Genomic DNA, 18,586 nt, shown 5'->3' with positions numbered 1-18,586 from the left:
AGAGGGAAAAGACAGATTTGAGGTTCCGCAGAAATAAAAACAGCCCACAGAGGGCTGTTCGATATGATTAAATCTCAATTTAAATCGCAAACAAGTCATTCAAGTTCTCAGCCAAGGTTGGGTGAGTGAAGATTTGTTTTGTGAAGTAAGTGTAAGGAATCTTGTTGTCCATAGCAACAGTGATGATGTTGATGATTTCTTGAGAACCTTCTGAGAAGATGCTTGCTCCAAGAATTTCTTTTGTTTCAGTATTAACAACAGCTTTGAAAGCTCCACGAAGGTCTCCATTTACGTGACCACGAGGCATTGTTGCAACAGGGATTTCCTTAACAGCGTATGGAAGTTTCAAATCAGCTGCTTGACTTTCAGTCAAACCTACTTGTGAAAGTGCAGGTGTGATGAACATAGTATTTGGTACATTGAGACGGTCTTCGAGTGTGTAGCTGCCATCTCCAGCAAGGTAGCTGTAAACAACACGGAAGTCATCAAGTGAAATGTAAGTAAATTGAAGGCCACCGTTGACATCTCCAACTGCAAAGACACCAGGAACGTTTGTTTGACAATGTTTGTCTACTTTAATAGCACCACGTTCAGTTAGTTCAATATCTGTATTTTCAAGTTGAAGTGGTTCTACATTTGGTTTGCGTCCAGTTGAGTAGAGAAGGGCGTCGAAACGGTAAGTTTCGTTTTCAGTTACAAGGAGCACTTGGTCACCATCGTTTTTGATTTCAGTAGTGCGGACATTTTGAAGCAATTCAATACCGTCTTCTTCCATATATTGCTTAGCAAGAGCTGCGATGGAAGGTTCTGCACGAGGTAGGAAAGTATCCAAGGCATCTAGAACTGTAACCTTGCTTCCAAGTTTGTTGTAAAGACCAGCAAATTCAAGACCGATATTTCCGCCACCAAGAATTCCAAGTTTTCCAGGCAATTTGTCCAAGTTTTGGATACCTGTTGAGTCAAAGACGTTTTTGCTTGTAGCAAGTCCAGGGATTGGCAAGACGTTTGAAACAGCACCAGTGTTGATGACGATTGTTTCAGCAGTCAGTTCTTTCTTTTCATCACCAGCTTGGATTTCGATGACTTTATTTGAAAGGAAGTGAGCTTCCGCATCAAAGATGTCCACGCCTGTACCAGCAACAGTAGCATAGTTTTTACCGTTGAGGCGACCAGTGATAGTGTTTTTGGTAGCAATCACTTCTTCAAAAGACAAGTCCTTCTCAGCAGCAACAAGCAAAGTCTTAGTTGGGATACAACCAATGTTGATACAAGTTCCACCATACATAGCTTTGCTACGTTCAACGAGGGCAACTTTTTTGCCAGCTGAAGCCAATTTACCTGCTAGTGTTTTACCAGCTTTACCAAATCCGATAACGATTAAATCATAAGTTAACATTTATCTTCCTCCTATTCGCATTTCATTCTAGCACAAGAGAAAAACTTTTGCACAATTCTGCTACGAAAAAGACAGAAAAAGATTAAAACGCTTTCCAGACAAAAAAATAGTAATTTTTTGACAAGCTTGATAAACTAAAATCCTATCTATTTTTATATAAGATAGAATAAATGTTCGAAAATAGGAGGTTTTATGAAATTGAATCGTTATATTATTGCCTTTGCTGGAGTCATTTTACACTTAATGCTGGGTTCGACTTATGCTTGGAGTGTTTATCGCAACCCTATTATTGAAAAAACGGGATGGGATCAGGCTTCTGTTGCCTTTGCCTTTAGTCTAGCAATCTTTTGTTTGGGATTATCGGCTGCATTTATGGGGCGTTTGGTAGAAAAATTTGGTCCGAGAGTCATGGGGAGTCTATCTGCTTTTCTATACGCAGGTGGAAATATCTTAACAGGATTTGCAATAGACCGTCAGGAGCTGTGGTTGCTGTATCTCGCTTATGGCATTTTAGGTGGGCTTGGTTTGGGAGCAGGCTATATTACCCCTGTGTCAACAATTATAAAATGGTTTCCTGATAAACGTGGTCTCGCAACAGGTTTAGCGATTATGGGGTTTGGTTTTGCTTCTTTATTGACTAGTCCCATAGCGCAACATCTCATCGCAGGGGTAGGGCTTGTAGAAACTTTTTATATTTTAGGCGCAAGTTACTTTATTATCATGCTCCTAGCTTCACAATTCATTAAGCGTCCAAATGAGAAAGAACTTGCAATTTTATCTGTTTCAGGGAAAGAAAAAACAGCCTCTTTGATGCAAGGAATGACTGCAAATCAGGCCTTGAAAAGCAATCGGTTTTATATACTTTGGATTATTTTCTTTATCAACATAGCTTGTGGTTTAGGCTTAATTTCAGCGGCATCGCCAATGGCACAGGAGATGGCTGGCTTGTCTACAAGTCATGCAGCAGTAATGGTGGGCATTTTAGGGATTTTCAATGGTTTTGGTCGTTTGCTCTGGGCGAGTTTATCTGACTATATCGGTCGCCCTCTAACCTTTAGTATATTGCTGCTTGTCAATCTTTTCTTTTCTCTCTCACTTTGGCTCTTTACAGATTCCGTTTTATTTGTAGTCGCTATGTCTATTTTGATGACTTGCTATGGAGCTGGTTTTTCATTGATTCCGGCTTATCTCAGTGATATTTTTGGGACCAAGGAATTGGCCGCTCTGCATGGATATATTTTAACAGCTTGGGCAATGGCTGGTTTAGCAGGGCCTATTTTATTAGCAGAGACTTATAAAATGGCTCATTCTTACACACAAACCTTGTTCGTTTTTCTCATTTTATATAGTATAGCCTTGGCTTTGTCTTATTATCTAGGTCGTTCAATCAAAAAGGAAAGCCAAAAACCGCTTACATGATTTTCTAGAGAAATTGGGCTATCTTTTGCGCTGGTCTTGTGTTATACTAGATAGGTTGCAAAGAAAACAGTACTTTTCTTTTGTGGAAAAGAAGCAACACGATTTTATATCCAGTATATGAAAATACGTCATAAAAAGAAAAGTATAAACTAAGCCCTATAGGGTGGCTTCGCACCACCTTTAGAAAGAAGAAGAACGTGAAATTTAATGAATTAAACTTGTCTGCTGATTTGCTAGCAGAGATTGAAAAAGCTGGTTTTGTAGAAGCCAGTCCTATCCAAGAACAAACTATTCCCTTGGCTCTTGAAGGTAAGGACGTTATCGGTCAAGCTCAGACTGGTACAGGAAAAACTGCAGCCTTTGGCTTGCCTACCCTTGAAAAAATCCGTACAGAAGAAGCGACCATCCAAGCTTTGGTTATCGCTCCAACACGTGAACTTGCTGTCCAAAGTCAAGAAGAACTCTTCCGCTTTGGTCGCAGTAAGGGAGTCAAAGTCCGTTCAGTATATGGCGGATCAAGCATTGAAAAGCAAATTAAGGCTCTTAAATCTGGTGCCCATATCGTGGTGGGAACTCCAGGTCGCCTCTTGGACTTGATTAAACGCAAGGCCTTGAAATTACAAGATATTGAAACTCTTATCCTTGACGAAGCGGATGAAATGCTTAACATGGGCTTCCTTGAAGACATTGAAGCTATCATCTCCCGTGTCCCTGAAAGCCGTCAAACCTTGCTTTTCTCAGCAACTATGCCAGATGCCATCAAACGTATCGGTGTTCAGTTTATGAAAGAACCTGAGCATGTGAAGATTGCTGCTAAGGAATTAACAACAGAATTGGTTGACCAGTACTATATTCGTGTTAAAGAACAAGAAAAATTTGATACCATGACTCGTCTTATGGATGTGGAACAGCCTGAACTTGCTATCGTATTTGGTCGTACAAAACGCCGTGTAGATGAATTGACTCGTGGTTTGAAAATCCGTGGCTTCCGTGCAGAAGGAATTCATGGAGACCTAGACCAAAACAAACGTCTTCGTGTCCTTCGTGACTTTAAAAATGGCAATCTTGATGTTTTGGTTGCGACAGACGTTGCAGCGCGTGGCTTGGATATTTCAGGTGTGACCCATGTCTATAACTACGATATTCCACAAGATCCTGAAAGTTATGTTCACCGTATCGGTCGTACAGGTCGTGCTGGTAAGTCAGGTCAGTCTATTACTTTCGTATCACCAAATGAAATGGGCTACCTCCAAATCATTGAGAATTTGACCAAGAAACGCATGAAAGGTCTCAAACCTGCAAGTGCAGAAGAAGCCTTCCAAGCTAAAAAACACGTAGCTCTCAAGAAAATCGAACGTGATTTTGCAGATGAGACTATCCGTGCCAACTTTGAGAAATTTGGTAAGGATGCTCGTAAGCTAGCTGCCGAATTTACTCCAGAAGAATTGGCAATGTATATCTTGAGTCTGACTGTTCAAGATCCAGATAGTCTTCCTGAAGTGGAGATTGCACGTGAAAAACCACTGCCATTTAAACCATCAGGTAATGGATTCGGTGGTAAAGCTAAGGGAGGTCGTGGAGGCCGTCGTGGGGACGACCGTCGAGACCGTGATCGCCGTGGCAATGGTCGTCGTGATGATTTCAAAAAAGGAAGTCGTGGCAATGATCGTTTTGATAAGGAAAAACGTTATCGTAAGGATAATAAAAAACCACGCAATACTTCAAGTGAAAAGCAAACAGGCTTTGTTATTCGTAACAAGGGCGATAAATAAGAAAAAGCGGTTCAAAATGAATCGCTTTTTTATATAAGGAGACCGAATGGAAAAAGAAAGATAAATAAAATAGATATATTATCTTCTTGTAATATTATAATACACAAAAATAGGGAGCTTGTCAATAGAAAAGAAGCAATTTAATTAAAAATATTCTTGTTTTTTTAAATTGCAATTAAATAAGCAATTTTCAGATAATAATTGAAAATTCAAGCTGTTTATGTTATAATGATAGCGATTAAATTCGAGGTGAAAAATGGCACATTTATTAGAAAAAACTAGAAAAATTACTTCTATCCTGAAGCGCTCAGACGAGCAGTTGCAGGAAGAACTTCCCTACAATGCGATTACCCGTCAATTGGCAGATATTATTGACTGTAACGCCTGTATCGTCAATAGCAAGGGACGTCTCCTTGGCTATTTTATGCGTTACAAAACCAATACAGATCGTGTAGAGCAATTCTTCCAAACTAAAATTTTCCCAGATGACTACATTCAAGGTGCGAACATGATTTACGATACAGAAGCCAATCTGACAGTTGATCATGATTTAAGCATTTTTCCTGTGGAAAGTCGTGCCGACTTTCCAGATGGTTTGACGACTATTGCACCGATTCATGTATCAGGGATTCGACTTGGTTCTTTGATTATTTGGCGCAATGATAAAAAATTCGAAGACGAGGACTTGATTCTTGTTGAGATTGCGAGTACCGTTGTTGGGATTCAACTCCTTAATTTCCAACGTGAAGAAGATGAGAAAAATATTCGCCGCCGTACTGCTGTTACCATGGCGGTTAATACTCTGTCTTACTCCGAACTCCGTGCTGTTTCAGCAATTTTAGGGGAATTAAATGGAAATGAAGGGCAGTTGACTGCGTCTGTGATTGCAGACCGTATCGGAATCACCCGTTCTGTGATTGTCAATGCCCTTCGTAAACTTGAGTCTGCAGGGATTATTGAAAGTCGCTCACTTGGAATGAAGGGAACCTATCTTAAGGTCTTGATTTCAGATATTTTTGAAGAAGTGAAGAAAAGAGATTACTAATGGCTAAGGCTTTAATTTCGATTGATTATACAGAAGATTTTGTTGCTGATAGTGGAAAATTGACAGCAGGTGCTCCAGCTCAGGCGATTTCGGATGCCATCAGCAAGGTAACTCGATTAGCTTTTGAACAAGGAGATTACATCTTTTTTACAATAGATGCTCATGAAGAAAACGATTGTTTCCATCCAGAAAGCAAGCTATTTCCTCCTCACAATTTGATTGGGACTAGTGGACGGAATTTATACGGAGATTTGGGGACCTTTTATCAAGAGCATGGTTCAGACAGTCGTGTCTTTTGGATGGATAAACGTCATTACTCAGCTTTTTCAGGGACTGACCTGGATATTCGTTTGAGAGAGCGGAGAGTGTCTACCGTTATCTTAACAGGTGTCTTGACGGATATCTGTGTCCTGCATACAGCTATAGATGCCTATAATCTAGGATATGACATCGAGATTGTTAAACCAGCTGTTGCTTCCATCTGGCCTGAAAATCATCAATTTGCCCTAGGTCATTTCAAAAATACACTTGGAGCTAAGTTAGTAGATGAAAATCTAAATGAACTTTCTGAGTAATTTGGTTGATGAAATGAAAAAAATTGAAAAAAAGTGTTGACAAGCATCCTAAAAGTTGATATACTAGTAAAGTAATCGACGCGGGGATGGCGGAATTGGCAGACGCGCAGGACTAAGGATCCTGTGACCGCTTTAGGTCGTGAGGGTTCAAGTCCCTCTCTCCGCATAGGATAAGAGTCAGCTTAGGCTGGCTCTTTTTTTCATCTAATTCAAGTAGAGCAAAAAATTTTTGCTCTTTTTTTATATTTCATAAACATTTCATATTTGGATTTTATAATAGTCTTATAAATATGGAGGTGACAAATGAATCCAATCCAAAGAGCTTGGGCTTATGTCAGCAGAAAACGACTGAGAAGTTTTATTTTATTTCTGATTTTATTGGTACTGTTGGCTGGAATTTCAGCCTGTTTGACTCTGATGAAGTCCAACAAGACAGTGGAAACCAATCTATACAAATCACTCAATACCTCTTTTTCTATTAAGAAGATAGAAAACGGTCAGACCTTCAAGTTGTCGAACTTATCATCCGTGAGCCAGATTAAGGGGCTGGAAAATGTCTCTCCCGAACTCGAAACGGTCGCAAAACTGAAAGACAAGGAAGTAGTGAGTGGTGAGCAGAGCGTAGAACGTGATGATTTGTCAGCAGCGGACAAGAATTTGGTCAGCTTAACGGCTCTTGAGGATTCATCCAAGGATGTGACCTTTACTAGCTCGTCTTTCAACTTAAAAGAAGGGCGACACCTTCAAAAAGGGGATTCCAAGAAAATTCTTATCCACGAAGAGTTGGCTAAGAAGAATGGTATTTCGCTTCATGACAAGCTTGGCTTTGATGCTGGACAGTCTGAAGCTGGTAAAGGACAAACTGTCGAGTTTGAAATCGTCGGAATCTTCTCTGGTAAAAAACAAGAGAAATTCACAGGCTTATCTTCCGACTTCAGTGAAAACCAGGTCTTTACAGACTATGAAAGTAGCCAAACCCTTTTAGGAAATAGTGAACCTCAAGTCAGTGCTGCTCGCTTCTATGTAGAAAATCCTAAGGAAATGGACGGGCTCATGAAGCAAGTGGAAAACTTGGCTTTAGAAAGTCAAGGCTACCAAGTCGAGAAGGAAAACAAGGCCTTTGAACAAATCAAGGACTCAGTAGCAACCTTCCAAACCTTCCTCACCATCTTCCTTTATGGGATGTTGATAGCAGGAGCTGGGGCCTTAATTTTAGTCTTGTCTCTCTGGTTGAGAGAAAGGGTCTACGAAGTGGGGATTCTTCTGGCACTTGGAAAAGGCAAGAGTTCAATCTTCCTACAGTTCTGTTTAGAGGTAGTTTTGGTATCTCTCGGTGCTTTGCTTCCAGCATTTGTTTCAGGAAACGCCATCACCTCTTATCTACTCCAAACTGTCCTAGCCAGTGGAGATCAGGCAAGCTTACAAGATACACTAGCCAAAGCAAGCAGTCTATCAACCAGCATCCTATCTTTTGCAGAATCCTATGTTTTTCTAGTTCTGCTTAGTTGCTTATCTGTAGCCCTTTGTTTCCTATTCTTATTTAGAAAATCGCCTAAAGAAATTTTATCATCTATTAGTTAAGAAGGAGAAATCATGACTTTATTACAATTACAAGACCTTACCTACCGTTATAAGAACACTGCTGAAGCAGTCCTATATCAGATCAATTATAATTTTGAACCCGGGAAATTTTACAGTATTATTGGGGAGTCAGGAGCAGGAAAATCCACTCTCTTATCCCTACTGGCTGGTCTAGATAGTCCTGTTGAAGGTTCTATCCTTTTCCAAGGAGAGGACATTCGTAAGAAGGGGTATTCCTACCATCGTATGCACCATATTTCCCTGGTCTTTCAAAATTATAACTTGATAGATTATCTTTCTCCACTGGAAAATATCCGCTTGGTCAATAAAAAGGCAAGCAAGGATACACTGCTTGAACTTGGTTTGGATGAAAGTCAGATTAAGCGGAATGTTCTCCAGTTATCAGGTGGTCAACAGCAACGTGTTGCCATCGCTCGTAGTCTGGTCTCAGAAGCTCCAGTCATTCTAGCAGATGAGCCAACAGGAAATCTGGACCCTAAAACTGCTGGAGATATTATCGAACTGCTCAAATCACTTGCCCAGAAAACAGGTAAATGTGTCATCGTCGTAACTCACAGCAAAGAAGTGGCACAAGCGTCAGATATTACACTTGAGTTGAAAGATAAGAAATTGACTGAAACTCGCAATACTACTAAATAATATGAGCTTATTTTGATAGAATTATTAAATCAAATCTAGAAAGGGAACCTATGTTACACAACGCATTTGCCTATGTTACAAGGAAGTTTTTCAAATCGATTGTCATCTTCCTGATTATTCTCCTCATGGCGAGCTTGAGTTTGGTCGGCTTGTCGATCAAGGGAGCTACTGCCAAGGCTTCTCAGGAGACCTTTAAAAATATTACCAATAGTTTTTCCATGCAAATCAATCGTCGCGTCAATCAAGGGACGCCACGTGGTGCTGGGAATATTAAGGGTGAAGATATCAAAAAAATCACCGAAAACAAGGCCATTGAGTCTTATGTTAAACGCATCAACGCTATCGGAGATTTGACTGGATATGAACTTATCGAAACTCCAGAAACCAAGAAAAATCTGACACCTGATCGTGCCAAACATTTTGGAAGTAGCTTGATGATTACAGGTGTCAATGACTCTTCCAAAGAAGACAAGTTTGTCTCTGGTTCTTATAAGCTGGTCGAAGGAGAACACCTAACCAACGACGACAAGGACAAAATCCTCATGCACAAGGACTTGGCAGCCAAACACGGCTGGAAAGTAGGGGATAAGGTTAAACTAGACTCTAATATCTACGATGCAGACAATGAAAAAGGTGCCAAGGAAACAGTTGAAGTGACAATCAAGGGACTCTTTGATGGCCACAATAAGTCGGCAGTCACCTACTCACAAGAGCTTTACGAAAACACAGCTATCACAGATATCCATACGGCTGCTAAACTATATGGTTATACAGAAGAAACGGCCATTTATGGGGACGCAACCTTCTTTGTAACAGCAGACAAGAACTTGGATGACGTCATGAAAGAGTTGAATGGCATCAGTGGTATCAACTGGAAGAGCTATACACTGGTGAAGAGCTCCTCTAACTACCCAGCTCTTGAGCAATCCATCTCTGGTATGTACAAGATGGCCAACCTCCTCTTCTGGGGTAGCTTGAGCTTCTCAGTTCTTCTCCTAGCCCTCTTGCTCAGCCTTTGGATTAACGCTCGTCGCAAGGAGGTGGGAATTCTCCTCTCTATCGGTCTCAAGCAGGCAAGTATCTTGGGTCAATTTATCACCGAATCTATCTTGATTGCCATCCCTGCTCTTGTCTCTGCTTACTTCCTAGCTACTTACACTGCCCGTGCAATCGGAAATACTGTTCTTGCCAATGTCACTTCAGGTGTTGCCAAACAGGCTAGCAAGGCTGCTCAAGCCTCTAACCTTGGTGGCGGTGCAGAAGTAGATGGCTTTAGCAAGACCTTGTCGAGCCTAGATATTTCCATTCAGACATCAGACTTTATCATCGTCTTTGTCCTAGCCTTGGTTCTAGTGGTTATCGTTATGGCGCTTGCTTCAAGCAATCTCCTTAGAAAACAACCAAAAGAACTTCTGCTAGATAGCGAATAACAAACTTGCTACCTATTCTCTCCTAAATGGGGTATAATATAGGTAGCATTTTTATCTATTTTATCTTGATAAGGCCTCTTCCTTTCAGGATGAAATTGAGATGATTTACAAGAAATTTAAAGGAATGTGAAACGTTTTTTCTATGAAAATTTTAATTGTAGAAGATGAAGAGATGATCCGTGAGGGGGTCAGTGATTATTTGACGGATTGTGGTTATGAAACCATTGAAGCAACGGACGGTGAGGAAGCCTTAGAAAAATTTTCCAGCTATGAGGTGGCCTTAGTTTTACTAGATATCCAGATGCCCAAGCTCAATGGTCTAGAAGTCCTAGCTGAGATTCGCAAAACCAGCCAAGTCCCTGTCTTGATGTTAACAGCCTTTCAGGATGAGGAATACAAGATGAGTGCCTTTGCCTCTCTGGCAGATGGCTATCTGGAAAAGCCCTTCTCCCTCTCCCTCTTAAAAGTGAGGGTAGACGCGATTTTCAAGCGCTATTATGATACGGGACGAATCTTCTCCTATAAGGATACCAAGGTGGACTTTGAGAGCTACAGTGCCAGCCTAGCAGGTCAAGAAGTGGCTGTTAATGCTAAAGAGTTGGAAATTTTGGACTATCTGGTGAAAAATGAAGGACGAGCCTTGACTCGATCTCAGATAATTGATGCGGTCTGGAAAGCGACAGATGAGGTTCCCTTTGACCGTGTCATTGATGTTTATATCAAGGAACTGCGGAAAAAGCTAGACTTGGATTGCATCCTCACTGTGCGCAATGTTGGTTATAAATTGGAGCGAAAATGAAACGAACAGGTTTATTTACAAAGATATTTATCTACACCTTCTCGATTTTTAGTGTTCTGGTTATTTGCCTTCATTTAGCTATTTATTTTCTTTTTCCTTCGACTTATCTGAGCCATCGTCAGGAAACCATTGGTCAGAAAGCGACAGCCATTGCCCAGTCCCTAGAAGGTAAGGATAGGCAGAGCATCGAGCAAGTGTTAGACTTGTATTCCCAGACTAGTGAGATTAAGGGGGGGGTCAAGGGAGAGATGACCGAGGACAAGTTAGAAGTCAAGGACAGTCTTCCTCTGGACACGGAACGTCAGACAACCTCTCTTTTTATCGAGGAGCGCGAGGTGACAACGCAAGACGGTGGTACCATGACTCTCCAGTTTCTAGCTTCCATGGATTTGCAAAAGGAAGCAGAGCAAATCAGTCTCCAGTTTCTTCCCTATACCTTTCTGGCATCCTTTCTGATTTCCCTCTTGGTGGCTTATATCTATGCTCGGACCATTGTTGCTCCGATATTGGAAATCAAGCGGGTGACCCGTCGGATGATGGATTTGGATGCCCAAGTGCGATTACGTGTGGATTCTAAGGATGAGATTGGTGATCTCAAGGAACAAATCAATAGCCTTTACCAGCATCTTTTGACTGTTATTGCGGACTTGCATGACAAGAATGAAGCTATTCTTCAGCTGGAAAAGATGAAGGTTGAGTTCCTACGTGGAGCTTCTCATGAATTGAAAACACCTCTGGCTAGTTTGAAAATCCTGATCGAAAACATGAAAGAAAACGTTGGGCGTTATAAGGATAGAGACCACTATCTGGGAGTTGCCTTAGGAATTGTGGATGAGCTTAATCACCACGTTCTCCAGATACTTTCTCTCTCGTCTGTACAGGAATTACGAGATGATAGGGAACAAATTGACTTACACCAGATGACGCAAAGTCTGGTTAAAGATTATGCCTTGCTAGCTAAGGAAAGGGAACTCCAGATAGACAATAGTTTGACCCATCAGCAGGCTTATCTAAACCCATCAGTTATGAAGTTGATCCTATCTAATCTCATCAGCAATGCCATTAAGCACTCTGTTCCAGGTGGCTTAGTTGGCATTGGAGAAAGAGAAGGGGAACTTTTTATCGAGAATAGCTGTAGCCCAGAAGAACAAGAAAAACTAGCCCAGTCTTTTTCTGACAATGCTAGTCGCAAGGCTAAGGGTTCTGGGATGGGGCTCTTTGTGGTCAAGAGTCTATTGGAACATGAAAAATTAGCTTATCGTTTTGAGATGGCGGAGAATCGTTTAACCTTCTTCATAGCTTTTCCAAAAGTCGCCCAAGACTATAGATAGAAAGGGTTTACATAGATGAAGCTAGAAGAAATTCAATCGAAACTACGGGAAAAACTAGATTTTTTTGTCAAAAAGTGATAAAATGAACAATGTAAATGGGATGACCCATAAAAATATACAGGAGGCCTGATAAAATGGCAATCGTTTCAGCAGAAAAATTTGTCCAAGCAGCTCGTGACAACGGTTATGCAGTTGGTGGATTTAACACAAACAACCTTGAGTGGACTCAAGCTATCTTGCGTGCAGCAGAAGCTAAAAAAGCTCCAGTTTTGATCCAAACTTCAATGGGTGCTGCTAAATACATGGGTGGTTACAAAGTTGCTCGCAACTTGATCGCTAACCTTGTTGAATCAATGGGTATCACTGTACCAGTAGCTATCCACCTTGACCACGGTCACTACGAAGATGCACTTGAGTGTATCGAAGTTGGTTACACTTCAATTATGTTTGATGGTTCACACCTTCCAGTTGAAGAAAACCTTAAATTGGCTAAAGAAGTTGTTGAAAAAGCACACGCTAAAGGTATCTCAGTAGAAGCTGAAGTTGGTACTATCGGTGGTGAAGAAGACGGAATCATTGGTAAAGGTGAATTGGCTCCAATCGAAGACGCTAAAGCAATGGTTGCAACTGGTATCGACTTCTTGGCAGCTGGTATCGGTAACATCCACGGTCCTTACCCAGCAAACTGGGAAGGTCTTGACCTTGACCACTTGCAAAAATTGACAGAAGCTCTTCCAGGCTTCCCAATCGTATTGCACGGTGGATCAGGTATTCCTGATGAGCAAATCCAAGCAGCTATCAAACTTGGTGTTGCGAAAGTTAACGTTAACACTGAATGCCAAATCGCATTCGCTAACGCAACTCGTAAATTTGCTCGTGACTACGAAGCAAACGAAGCAGAATACGACAAGAAAAAACTCTTCGACCCACGTAAATTCTTGGCTGACGGTGTAAAAGCTATCCAAGCATCAGTTGAAGAACGTATCGACGTATTCGGTTCAGAAGGTAAAGCTTAATCTAGCTGAACAGTACAGATGAAACCTGCCCATTGGGTGGGTTTTTTGTTTACACATAGGGGTTAAGATTACGAGAGCGTTTCATGGTCAATAGTTTTCTGTGTTACTGCTTTTTATCGGATAGGCTAATCTAATCTTTCAACAGTGTAATAGTGGTATTTCGTTTTCAAAAAACATTTAATTGACAAGTAATGTAAATTGCTGTACAATTACAGTACAAATCGTAAGTGAGGTGATAAGAATGGGAAAAACAGCTACAATTAGTGTTCGAGTTGATGAATTAGATAAACAATCAGCTGAACAGGTTTTGAAGCAGCTTGGTATGCCGATATCAACATTAGTTACACTATTATTGAAACAAGTATCATTAACGAAGAAGATCCCTTTTGATATTGCATTGCCAGATGTACCTTCATCAATGAATGTAGAGGAAATGACAGCTGAACGATTTGGACAAATGATGGTTGAAGCTTATCATGAAGCAGAAAATGGTCATGTTCGATCTGTCAATGAGTTCTTTAAAGAATTTAAGGAACGGAACGTATGACTAAAATAACCATTAATATTTTAAAAAGAGCTGAAGGAGATATGGAAGCTATTTATCATTATATCGCAGATGAGCTTCAATCGCCGGAAACTGCTATGAGTCATTTTGAAGCTATTGCAGAAGGGATTAAAACTTTAGAAATATTTCCTGAAAGATGTGCTATTGTAGAGGAATTGCTCAGTTTAGATATTAAAGTTAGACGACTACTAGTAAAAAATTATTCAGTGTTTTATCGTTTTGATAAGGATACAGTTACTATCTTGAGAGTGTTACATCAATCAAGTAGCTTGGACAGATTACTGTTTGAAATCGGGAACAAATCCGATTGACATATACGTATTTAGTCCGATTATATTCTATTTCATGGCACTTATATATAGTAGATTGAATCTAAAATAGTACACTGCGACTGCTAAAAATATTTCCAGAAATTAGATTGACTTTCCTAAGCGAGTTGTTCATACCTTATTCAATCTACTATAAAATCATAATTAAAGCTTTTTAAGAAATATGGAAAAACTATTCATTATGCTCCAGATGCTAAATCTTAATCTAGCTGAACAATACATACAGAACCTGCCCATTGGGTGGGTTTTTTGTGTTTGGATTTATAGAGGTTATATACTAGAAGAACCATCCTTAAGTTGCGAAAAGGTTCTATTTTTTGTACAATAATGCTATGAAAATACTAAAACAATGTAGTCTTGCCTTCCTTAGTTTCATTCTTTTGTTTTTACTAGCTACATTCATCTTTCACCGTATCTGTTTGGAAAAGGAACAAGCCTTACTGACACTTATGGGGCAACTAGTTCCCGTCAATGAACATCAAATAAATGTTTACGTTGAAGGGACTGGTCCTGAAACCATAGTAATTCTCTCGGGTGCTGGAATTGCTTCTCCAATCTTGGATTTTAAGGATTTATCAGATTCCTTAGCAAAAAGATATAAGGTAGTAATTGTGGAGCGAGCGGGGTATGGTTATAGTGATGATAGCAATCATTCAAGAGATGTGATGGAGGTTTTGTCTGAGACGCGTCAAGCTCTTTCACAAGCAAATGTCAAAGGTCCTTTTATCATTTTGTCTCATTCCATGGCTAGTCTTGAGAGTTTAGCTTGGCAGGAAAAATATCCTGATGAAGTGAAAACCTTGGTTGGGTTAGATTGGGCACTGCCAGCTAGTTATGAGAATTTAAAGCAAAATCAGGCCTTAATCACTGTGGCATTTTGGAGCAGCAAGATTGGTTTATTACGCTACTTCCCTGAGTCCTTCTATATAAAAAATTCAACTCTTACTGAAAATGAACGAAAACAATATAAAATTTTAGCTTATAAGCAGTTGATGTCACAAGCTATGCTAAATGAATCTCGTTTAGTAAAGGAAAATGCCAAGAAAGTTCCCTCAAGCATCAATCTGAAAATTCCTACCTTATTACTGGTTTCTAATGGTGATGGTACTAGCTTTAGCCAATCAGAATGGCAGCATTTTGCAGAGAAATTTGCTAGTGAACAGTCTAATGTGAAAGTCATATATATGGATGTACCACACGACCTTTATCATTATCAAAATCATGAGGTTGTTTCTCGTATTGAAGATTTTTTAAAGAGTAGTTGAGGGGTTAGAAATCATTTTAGACTGATGACAATAATTAAATGCTGAAGGATGAACAGTAGAATCGTGAGTTTTTTCGATTAAAAAAATTCTTTTTCTTATCCACCAGCCTACCCATTGGGTGGGTTTTTTGGTGTTTTAAGGAGACTATTAATCCAAAATTTTGGACTAATACTCTTCGAAAATCTCTTCAAACCACGTCAGTTTTATCTGCAACCTCAAAGCAGTGCTTTGAGCAACCTACGACTAGCTTCCTAGTTTGCTCTTTGATTTTCATTGAGTATAAAAGTCCCACTTTAAGAGAAAAATTTTCAATTTCATAAGCTTTAGGCAAACGCTTGCATTCTAATTTTTATTGGATTATAATAGGTTGGTATAAAGCCTTTTGTAGTAATAAAATGTAGAAGGTTTAGAAAGTAAGGATTTAGAATGTTAGTAGTCAAAAATACAATGTTGCTATTCCTTACCATAGGGAGATAGATATGGCAATGATAGAAGTGGAACATCTTCAGAAAAATTTTGTGAAGACTGTTAAGGAACCGGGCTTGAAGGGGGCATTGCGCTCTTTTATTCATCCTGAAAAGCAGACCTTTGAAGCGGTCAAGGATTTGACCTTTGAGGTGCCAAAAGGGCAAATTTTGGGCTTTATCGGTGCTAATGGTGCTGGGAAGTCGACAACCATTAAAATGCTGACAGGGATTTTAAAACCGACATCTGGTTTTTGTCGGATTAACAGCAAGATTCCTCAGGACAATCGCCAAGATTATGTCAAGGATATTGGAGTGGTCTTTGGGCAAAGAACCCAGCTATGGTGGGATTTGGCTCTGCAAGAGACCTACACGGTTTTAAAGGAGATTTACGATGTGCCAGACTCGCTCTTTCATAAGCGTATGGACTTTTTGAATGAAGTCTTGGATTTGAAGGACTTTATCAAGGATCCCGTGCGAACTCTTTCACTGGGTCAAAGGATGCGGGCGGACATTGCAGCTTCCTTGCTTCACAATCCCAAGGTTCTCTTTTTAGATGAGCCTACCATTGGTTTAGACGTTTCGGTCAAGGATAACATTCGTCGGGCTATTACCCAGATCAATCAGGAGGAAGAGACTACCATTCTCTTGACCACTCACGACTTGAGTGATATTGAGCAACTTTGTGATCGGATTTTTATGATTGACAAGGGGCAGGAGATTTTTGATGGAACGGTGAGCGAGCTCAAGGAAACCTTTGGCAAGATGAAGACACTCTCCTTTGAACTGCTACCAGATCAAAGTCATCTCGTCTCTCACTATGAAGGCCTGCCTGATATGATTATTGATAGACAGGGAAATAGTCTCAACATTGAATTCGATAGTTCCCGCTACCAGTCAGCTGACATTATCAAACAAACCCTTTCTGATTTTGAAATCCGCGATTTGAAGATGATGGATACGGATATTGAGGATATTATCCGCCGCTTCTATCGAAAGGAGCTCTAAAATGGTCAAATTGTGGAGACGTTATAAACCCTTTATCAATGCAGGTGTTCAGGAATTGATCACCTATCGAGTTAACTTTATTCTTTATCGGATTGGGGATGTCATGGGGGCTTTTGTGGCCTTTTATCTCTGGAAGGCTGTCTTTGATTCTTCGCAAGAGTCTTTGATTCAGGGCTTTAGTATGGCAGATATCACCCTCTACATCATCATGAGTTTTGTGACCAATCTTCTGACTAGGTCGGATAGCTCCTTTATGATTGGGGAGGAGGTCAAGGATGGTTCCATTATCATGCGTTTGTTGCGACCGGTGCATTTTGCGGCCTCTTACCTTTTCACTGAGCTTGGCTCCAAGTGGCTGATTTTTATCTCTGTTGGCCTTCCATTTTTAAGTGTCATCGTGTTAATGAAAATCATATCTGGGCAAGGGATGGTAGAAGTACTGGGATTAACTGTCCTTTATCTTTTTAGCTTAACGCTAGCCTATCTGATTAACTTTTTCTTTAATATCTGCTTTGGATTTTCAGCCTTTGTGTTTAAAAATCTTTGGGGTTCCAATCTACTCAAGACTTCCATAGTGGCCTTTATGTCTGGAAGTTTGATTCCCTTGGCTTTCTTTCCAAAGATTGTTTCAGATATTCTGTCCTTCTTGCCTTTTTCATCCTTGATTTACACTCCGGTCATGATTATCGTTGGGAAATACGATGCCAATCAGATTCTTCAGGCGCTCGGTTTGCAGTTTTTCTGGCTCTTAGTGATGGTAGGCTTGTCTCAGTTGATTTGGAAACGAGTCCAGTCATTCATTACCATTCAGGGAGGTTAGTATGAAAAAATATCAACGCATGCATCTGATTTTTATCAGACAATACATCAAACAAATCATGGAATACAAGGTGGATTTTGTGGTTGGAGTACTGGGAGTATTTCTGACTCAAGGCTTGAATCTCTTGTTTCTCAATGTCATCTTTCAACACATCCCATCCCTAGAAGGTTGGACTTTTCAAGAAATTGCCTTTATCTATGGTTTTTCTTTGATTCCAAAGGGATTGGACCATCTCTTTTTTGATAATCTCTGGGCGCTAGGGCAACGCTTGGTGCGAAAAGGAGAATTTGATAAGTATCTGACACGTCCTATCAATCCTCTCTTTCACATCCTAGTTGAGACCTTTCAGATTGATGCCTTGGGTGAACTTTTGGTCGGAGGCCTTCTGCTAGCGACAACAGTATCTAGTATTGATTGGACTCTTCCCAAATTCCTGATTTTTCTAGTCTGCATTCCTTTTGCGACCTTGATTTATACTTCCTTGAAAATTGCGACAGCCAGCATCGCTTTTTGGACCAAGCAGTCAGGCGCCATGATTTACATTTTTTATATGTTTAATGACTTTGCCAAGTACCCGATTTCTATTTACAATTCTCTTCTACGATGGTTGATTAGCTTTATCGTGCCATTTGCCTTTACGGCCTACTATCCTGCTAGCTATTTCTTGCAGGACAAGGATATAATCTTTAACATCGGAGGTTTGATGTTAATTTCTCTGCTTTTCTTTGTCATTTCCCTTAAACTTTGGGATAAGGGCTTGGATGCCTACGAAAGTGCGGGTTCGTAAATAATAGAATACCAAAGCCTTGTCTCATGACAGGCTTTTTCTGATAGAGATGAAAATTTCTTGACACCTATTCTCAGAGCGCTATACTGTAAGTGTAATCACCGATTTAGCTCATACTCTTCGAAAATCTCTTCAAACCACGTCAACTTCCATCTGCAACCTCAAAACAGTGTTTTGAGCTGACTTCGTCAGTTCTATCAACAATCTAAAAGCAGTGCTTTTAGCAACCTGCGGCTAGCTTCCTAGTTTGTTCTTTGATTTTCATTGAGTATTAGTTGCTAGAGCAAGACACTCGTAAAGTCTAGGTTACAGGTGAACATATGA

At 40.2% G+C, this 18,586-nt stretch carries 17 protein-coding genes and 1 tRNA gene; 17 read left to right on the top strand and 1 reads right to left on the bottom strand.

Features of this window, described 5'->3' with window-relative positions; genetic code table 11:
- Nucleotides 1-79: 79 nt before the first annotated feature.
- Nucleotides 80-1,396 carry an FAD-containing oxidoreductase gene (locus FBF73_RS05410; RefSeq protein WP_136937191.1) on the bottom strand — a complete coding sequence of 439 codons (1,317 nt, stop codon included), beginning with the start codon at nt 1,394-1,396 and terminating at the stop codon, nt 80-82.
- A gap of 192 nt (nt 1,397-1,588) precedes the next feature.
- Here FBF73_RS05410 and FBF73_RS05405 point away from each other — a divergent pair, with 192 nt between their 5' ends.
- The 17 genes from FBF73_RS05405 to FBF73_RS05310 all read left to right on the top strand — a co-directional run bounded on the left by FBF73_RS05405 (nt 1,589) and on the right by FBF73_RS05310 (nt 18,262).
- On the top strand, nt 1,589-2,815 hold the full coding sequence (locus FBF73_RS05405) for an OFA family MFS transporter (RefSeq protein WP_136937190.1): 1,227 nt from the start codon (nt 1,589-1,591) through the stop codon (nt 2,813-2,815).
- A 197-nt stretch (nt 2,816-3,012) separates the two neighbouring features.
- Nucleotides 3,013-4,587, top strand: coding sequence for a DEAD/DEAH box helicase (locus FBF73_RS05400; protein WP_049551343.1), 1,575 nt, complete (start codon nt 3,013-3,015; stop codon nt 4,585-4,587).
- Between the two features lie 256 nt (nt 4,588-4,843).
- Nucleotides 4,844-5,632 (top strand): GTP-sensing pleiotropic transcriptional regulator CodY, encoded by a 789-nt coding sequence (gene codY, locus FBF73_RS05390; RefSeq protein ID WP_000940721.1) that lies wholly within the window; start codon nt 4,844-4,846, stop codon nt 5,630-5,632.
- The gene (locus tag FBF73_RS05385) at nt 5,632-6,207 is read left to right on the top strand and encodes a cysteine hydrolase family protein (RefSeq protein WP_136937189.1); all 576 of its coding nucleotides are present in this window, start codon (nt 5,632-5,634) and stop codon (nt 6,205-6,207) included. The genes codY and FBF73_RS05385 overlap by 1 nt, the downstream gene beginning before the upstream one ends.
- A gap of 80 nt (nt 6,208-6,287) precedes the next feature.
- Nucleotides 6,288-6,373 (top strand) — tRNA-Leu (locus tag FBF73_RS05380).
- A 137-nt stretch (nt 6,374-6,510) separates the two neighbouring features.
- A complete protein-coding gene (locus FBF73_RS05375) occupies nt 6,511-7,788 on the top strand; it encodes an ABC transporter permease (protein WP_136937188.1) in 1,278 nt (425 codons plus the stop codon).
- Nucleotides 7,789-7,800: 12 nt separating this feature from the next.
- The gene (vex2, locus tag FBF73_RS05370; RefSeq protein ID WP_136937187.1) at nt 7,801-8,448 is read left to right on the top strand and encodes an ABC transporter ATP-binding subunit Vex2; all 648 of its coding nucleotides are present in this window, start codon (nt 7,801-7,803) and stop codon (nt 8,446-8,448) included.
- A gap of 50 nt (nt 8,449-8,498) precedes the next feature.
- A complete protein-coding gene (vex3, locus tag FBF73_RS05365; RefSeq protein WP_136937186.1) occupies nt 8,499-9,878 on the top strand; it encodes an ABC transporter permease subunit Vex3 in 1,380 nt (459 codons plus the stop codon).
- A gap of 142 nt (nt 9,879-10,020) precedes the next feature.
- On the top strand, nt 10,021-10,677 hold the full coding sequence (gene vncR, locus FBF73_RS05360) for a response regulator transcription factor VncR (protein ID WP_136937185.1): 657 nt from the start codon (nt 10,021-10,023) through the stop codon (nt 10,675-10,677).
- Nucleotides 10,674-12,008 (top strand): sensor histidine kinase VncS, encoded by a 1,335-nt coding sequence (gene vncS, locus FBF73_RS05355; RefSeq protein WP_136937184.1) that lies wholly within the window; start codon nt 10,674-10,676, stop codon nt 12,006-12,008. The genes vncR and vncS overlap by 4 nt, the downstream gene beginning before the upstream one ends.
- A gap of 134 nt (nt 12,009-12,142) precedes the next feature.
- Complete coding sequence (locus tag FBF73_RS05350; protein WP_001018999.1) at nt 12,143-13,024, top strand: class II fructose-bisphosphate aldolase; 882 nt, start codon at nt 12,143-12,145, stop codon at nt 13,022-13,024.
- A 241-nt stretch (nt 13,025-13,265) separates the two neighbouring features.
- Nucleotides 13,266-13,571 (top strand): type II toxin-antitoxin system RelB/DinJ family antitoxin, encoded by a 306-nt coding sequence (locus FBF73_RS05345; protein ID WP_042900630.1) that lies wholly within the window; start codon nt 13,266-13,268, stop codon nt 13,569-13,571.
- Nucleotides 13,568-13,900: a type II toxin-antitoxin system RelE/ParE family toxin gene (locus FBF73_RS05340; protein WP_136937183.1), complete on the top strand. Its 333-nt coding sequence runs from the start codon at nt 13,568-13,570 to the stop codon at nt 13,898-13,900. The genes FBF73_RS05345 and FBF73_RS05340 overlap by 4 nt, the downstream gene beginning before the upstream one ends.
- 350 nt (nt 13,901-14,250) lie before the next feature.
- Complete coding sequence (locus tag FBF73_RS05335) at nt 14,251-15,183, top strand: alpha/beta hydrolase (protein ID WP_169435180.1); 933 nt, start codon at nt 14,251-14,253, stop codon at nt 15,181-15,183.
- A 479-nt stretch (nt 15,184-15,662) separates the two neighbouring features.
- A complete protein-coding gene (locus tag FBF73_RS05320) occupies nt 15,663-16,655 on the top strand; it encodes an ABC transporter ATP-binding protein (RefSeq protein WP_136937180.1) in 993 nt (330 codons plus the stop codon).
- Nucleotide 16,656: 1 nt separating this feature from the next.
- Complete coding sequence (locus tag FBF73_RS05315) at nt 16,657-17,475, top strand: ABC transporter permease (RefSeq protein ID WP_136937179.1); 819 nt, start codon at nt 16,657-16,659, stop codon at nt 17,473-17,475.
- 1 nt (nt 17,476) lies between these two features.
- Nucleotides 17,477-18,262, top strand: coding sequence for an ABC transporter permease (locus tag FBF73_RS05310; RefSeq protein WP_136937178.1), 786 nt, complete (start codon nt 17,477-17,479; stop codon nt 18,260-18,262).
- Nucleotides 18,263-18,586 lie beyond the last annotated feature (324 nt).

Source organism: Streptococcus mitis, assembly GCF_005144795.1.
Lineage (GTDB): Bacteria > Bacillota > Bacilli > Lactobacillales > Streptococcaceae > Streptococcus > Streptococcus mitis_BB.
The sequence above is the reverse complement of the archived record's forward strand: the minus strand, read 5'-3'. Positions and strand labels throughout refer to the sequence as shown.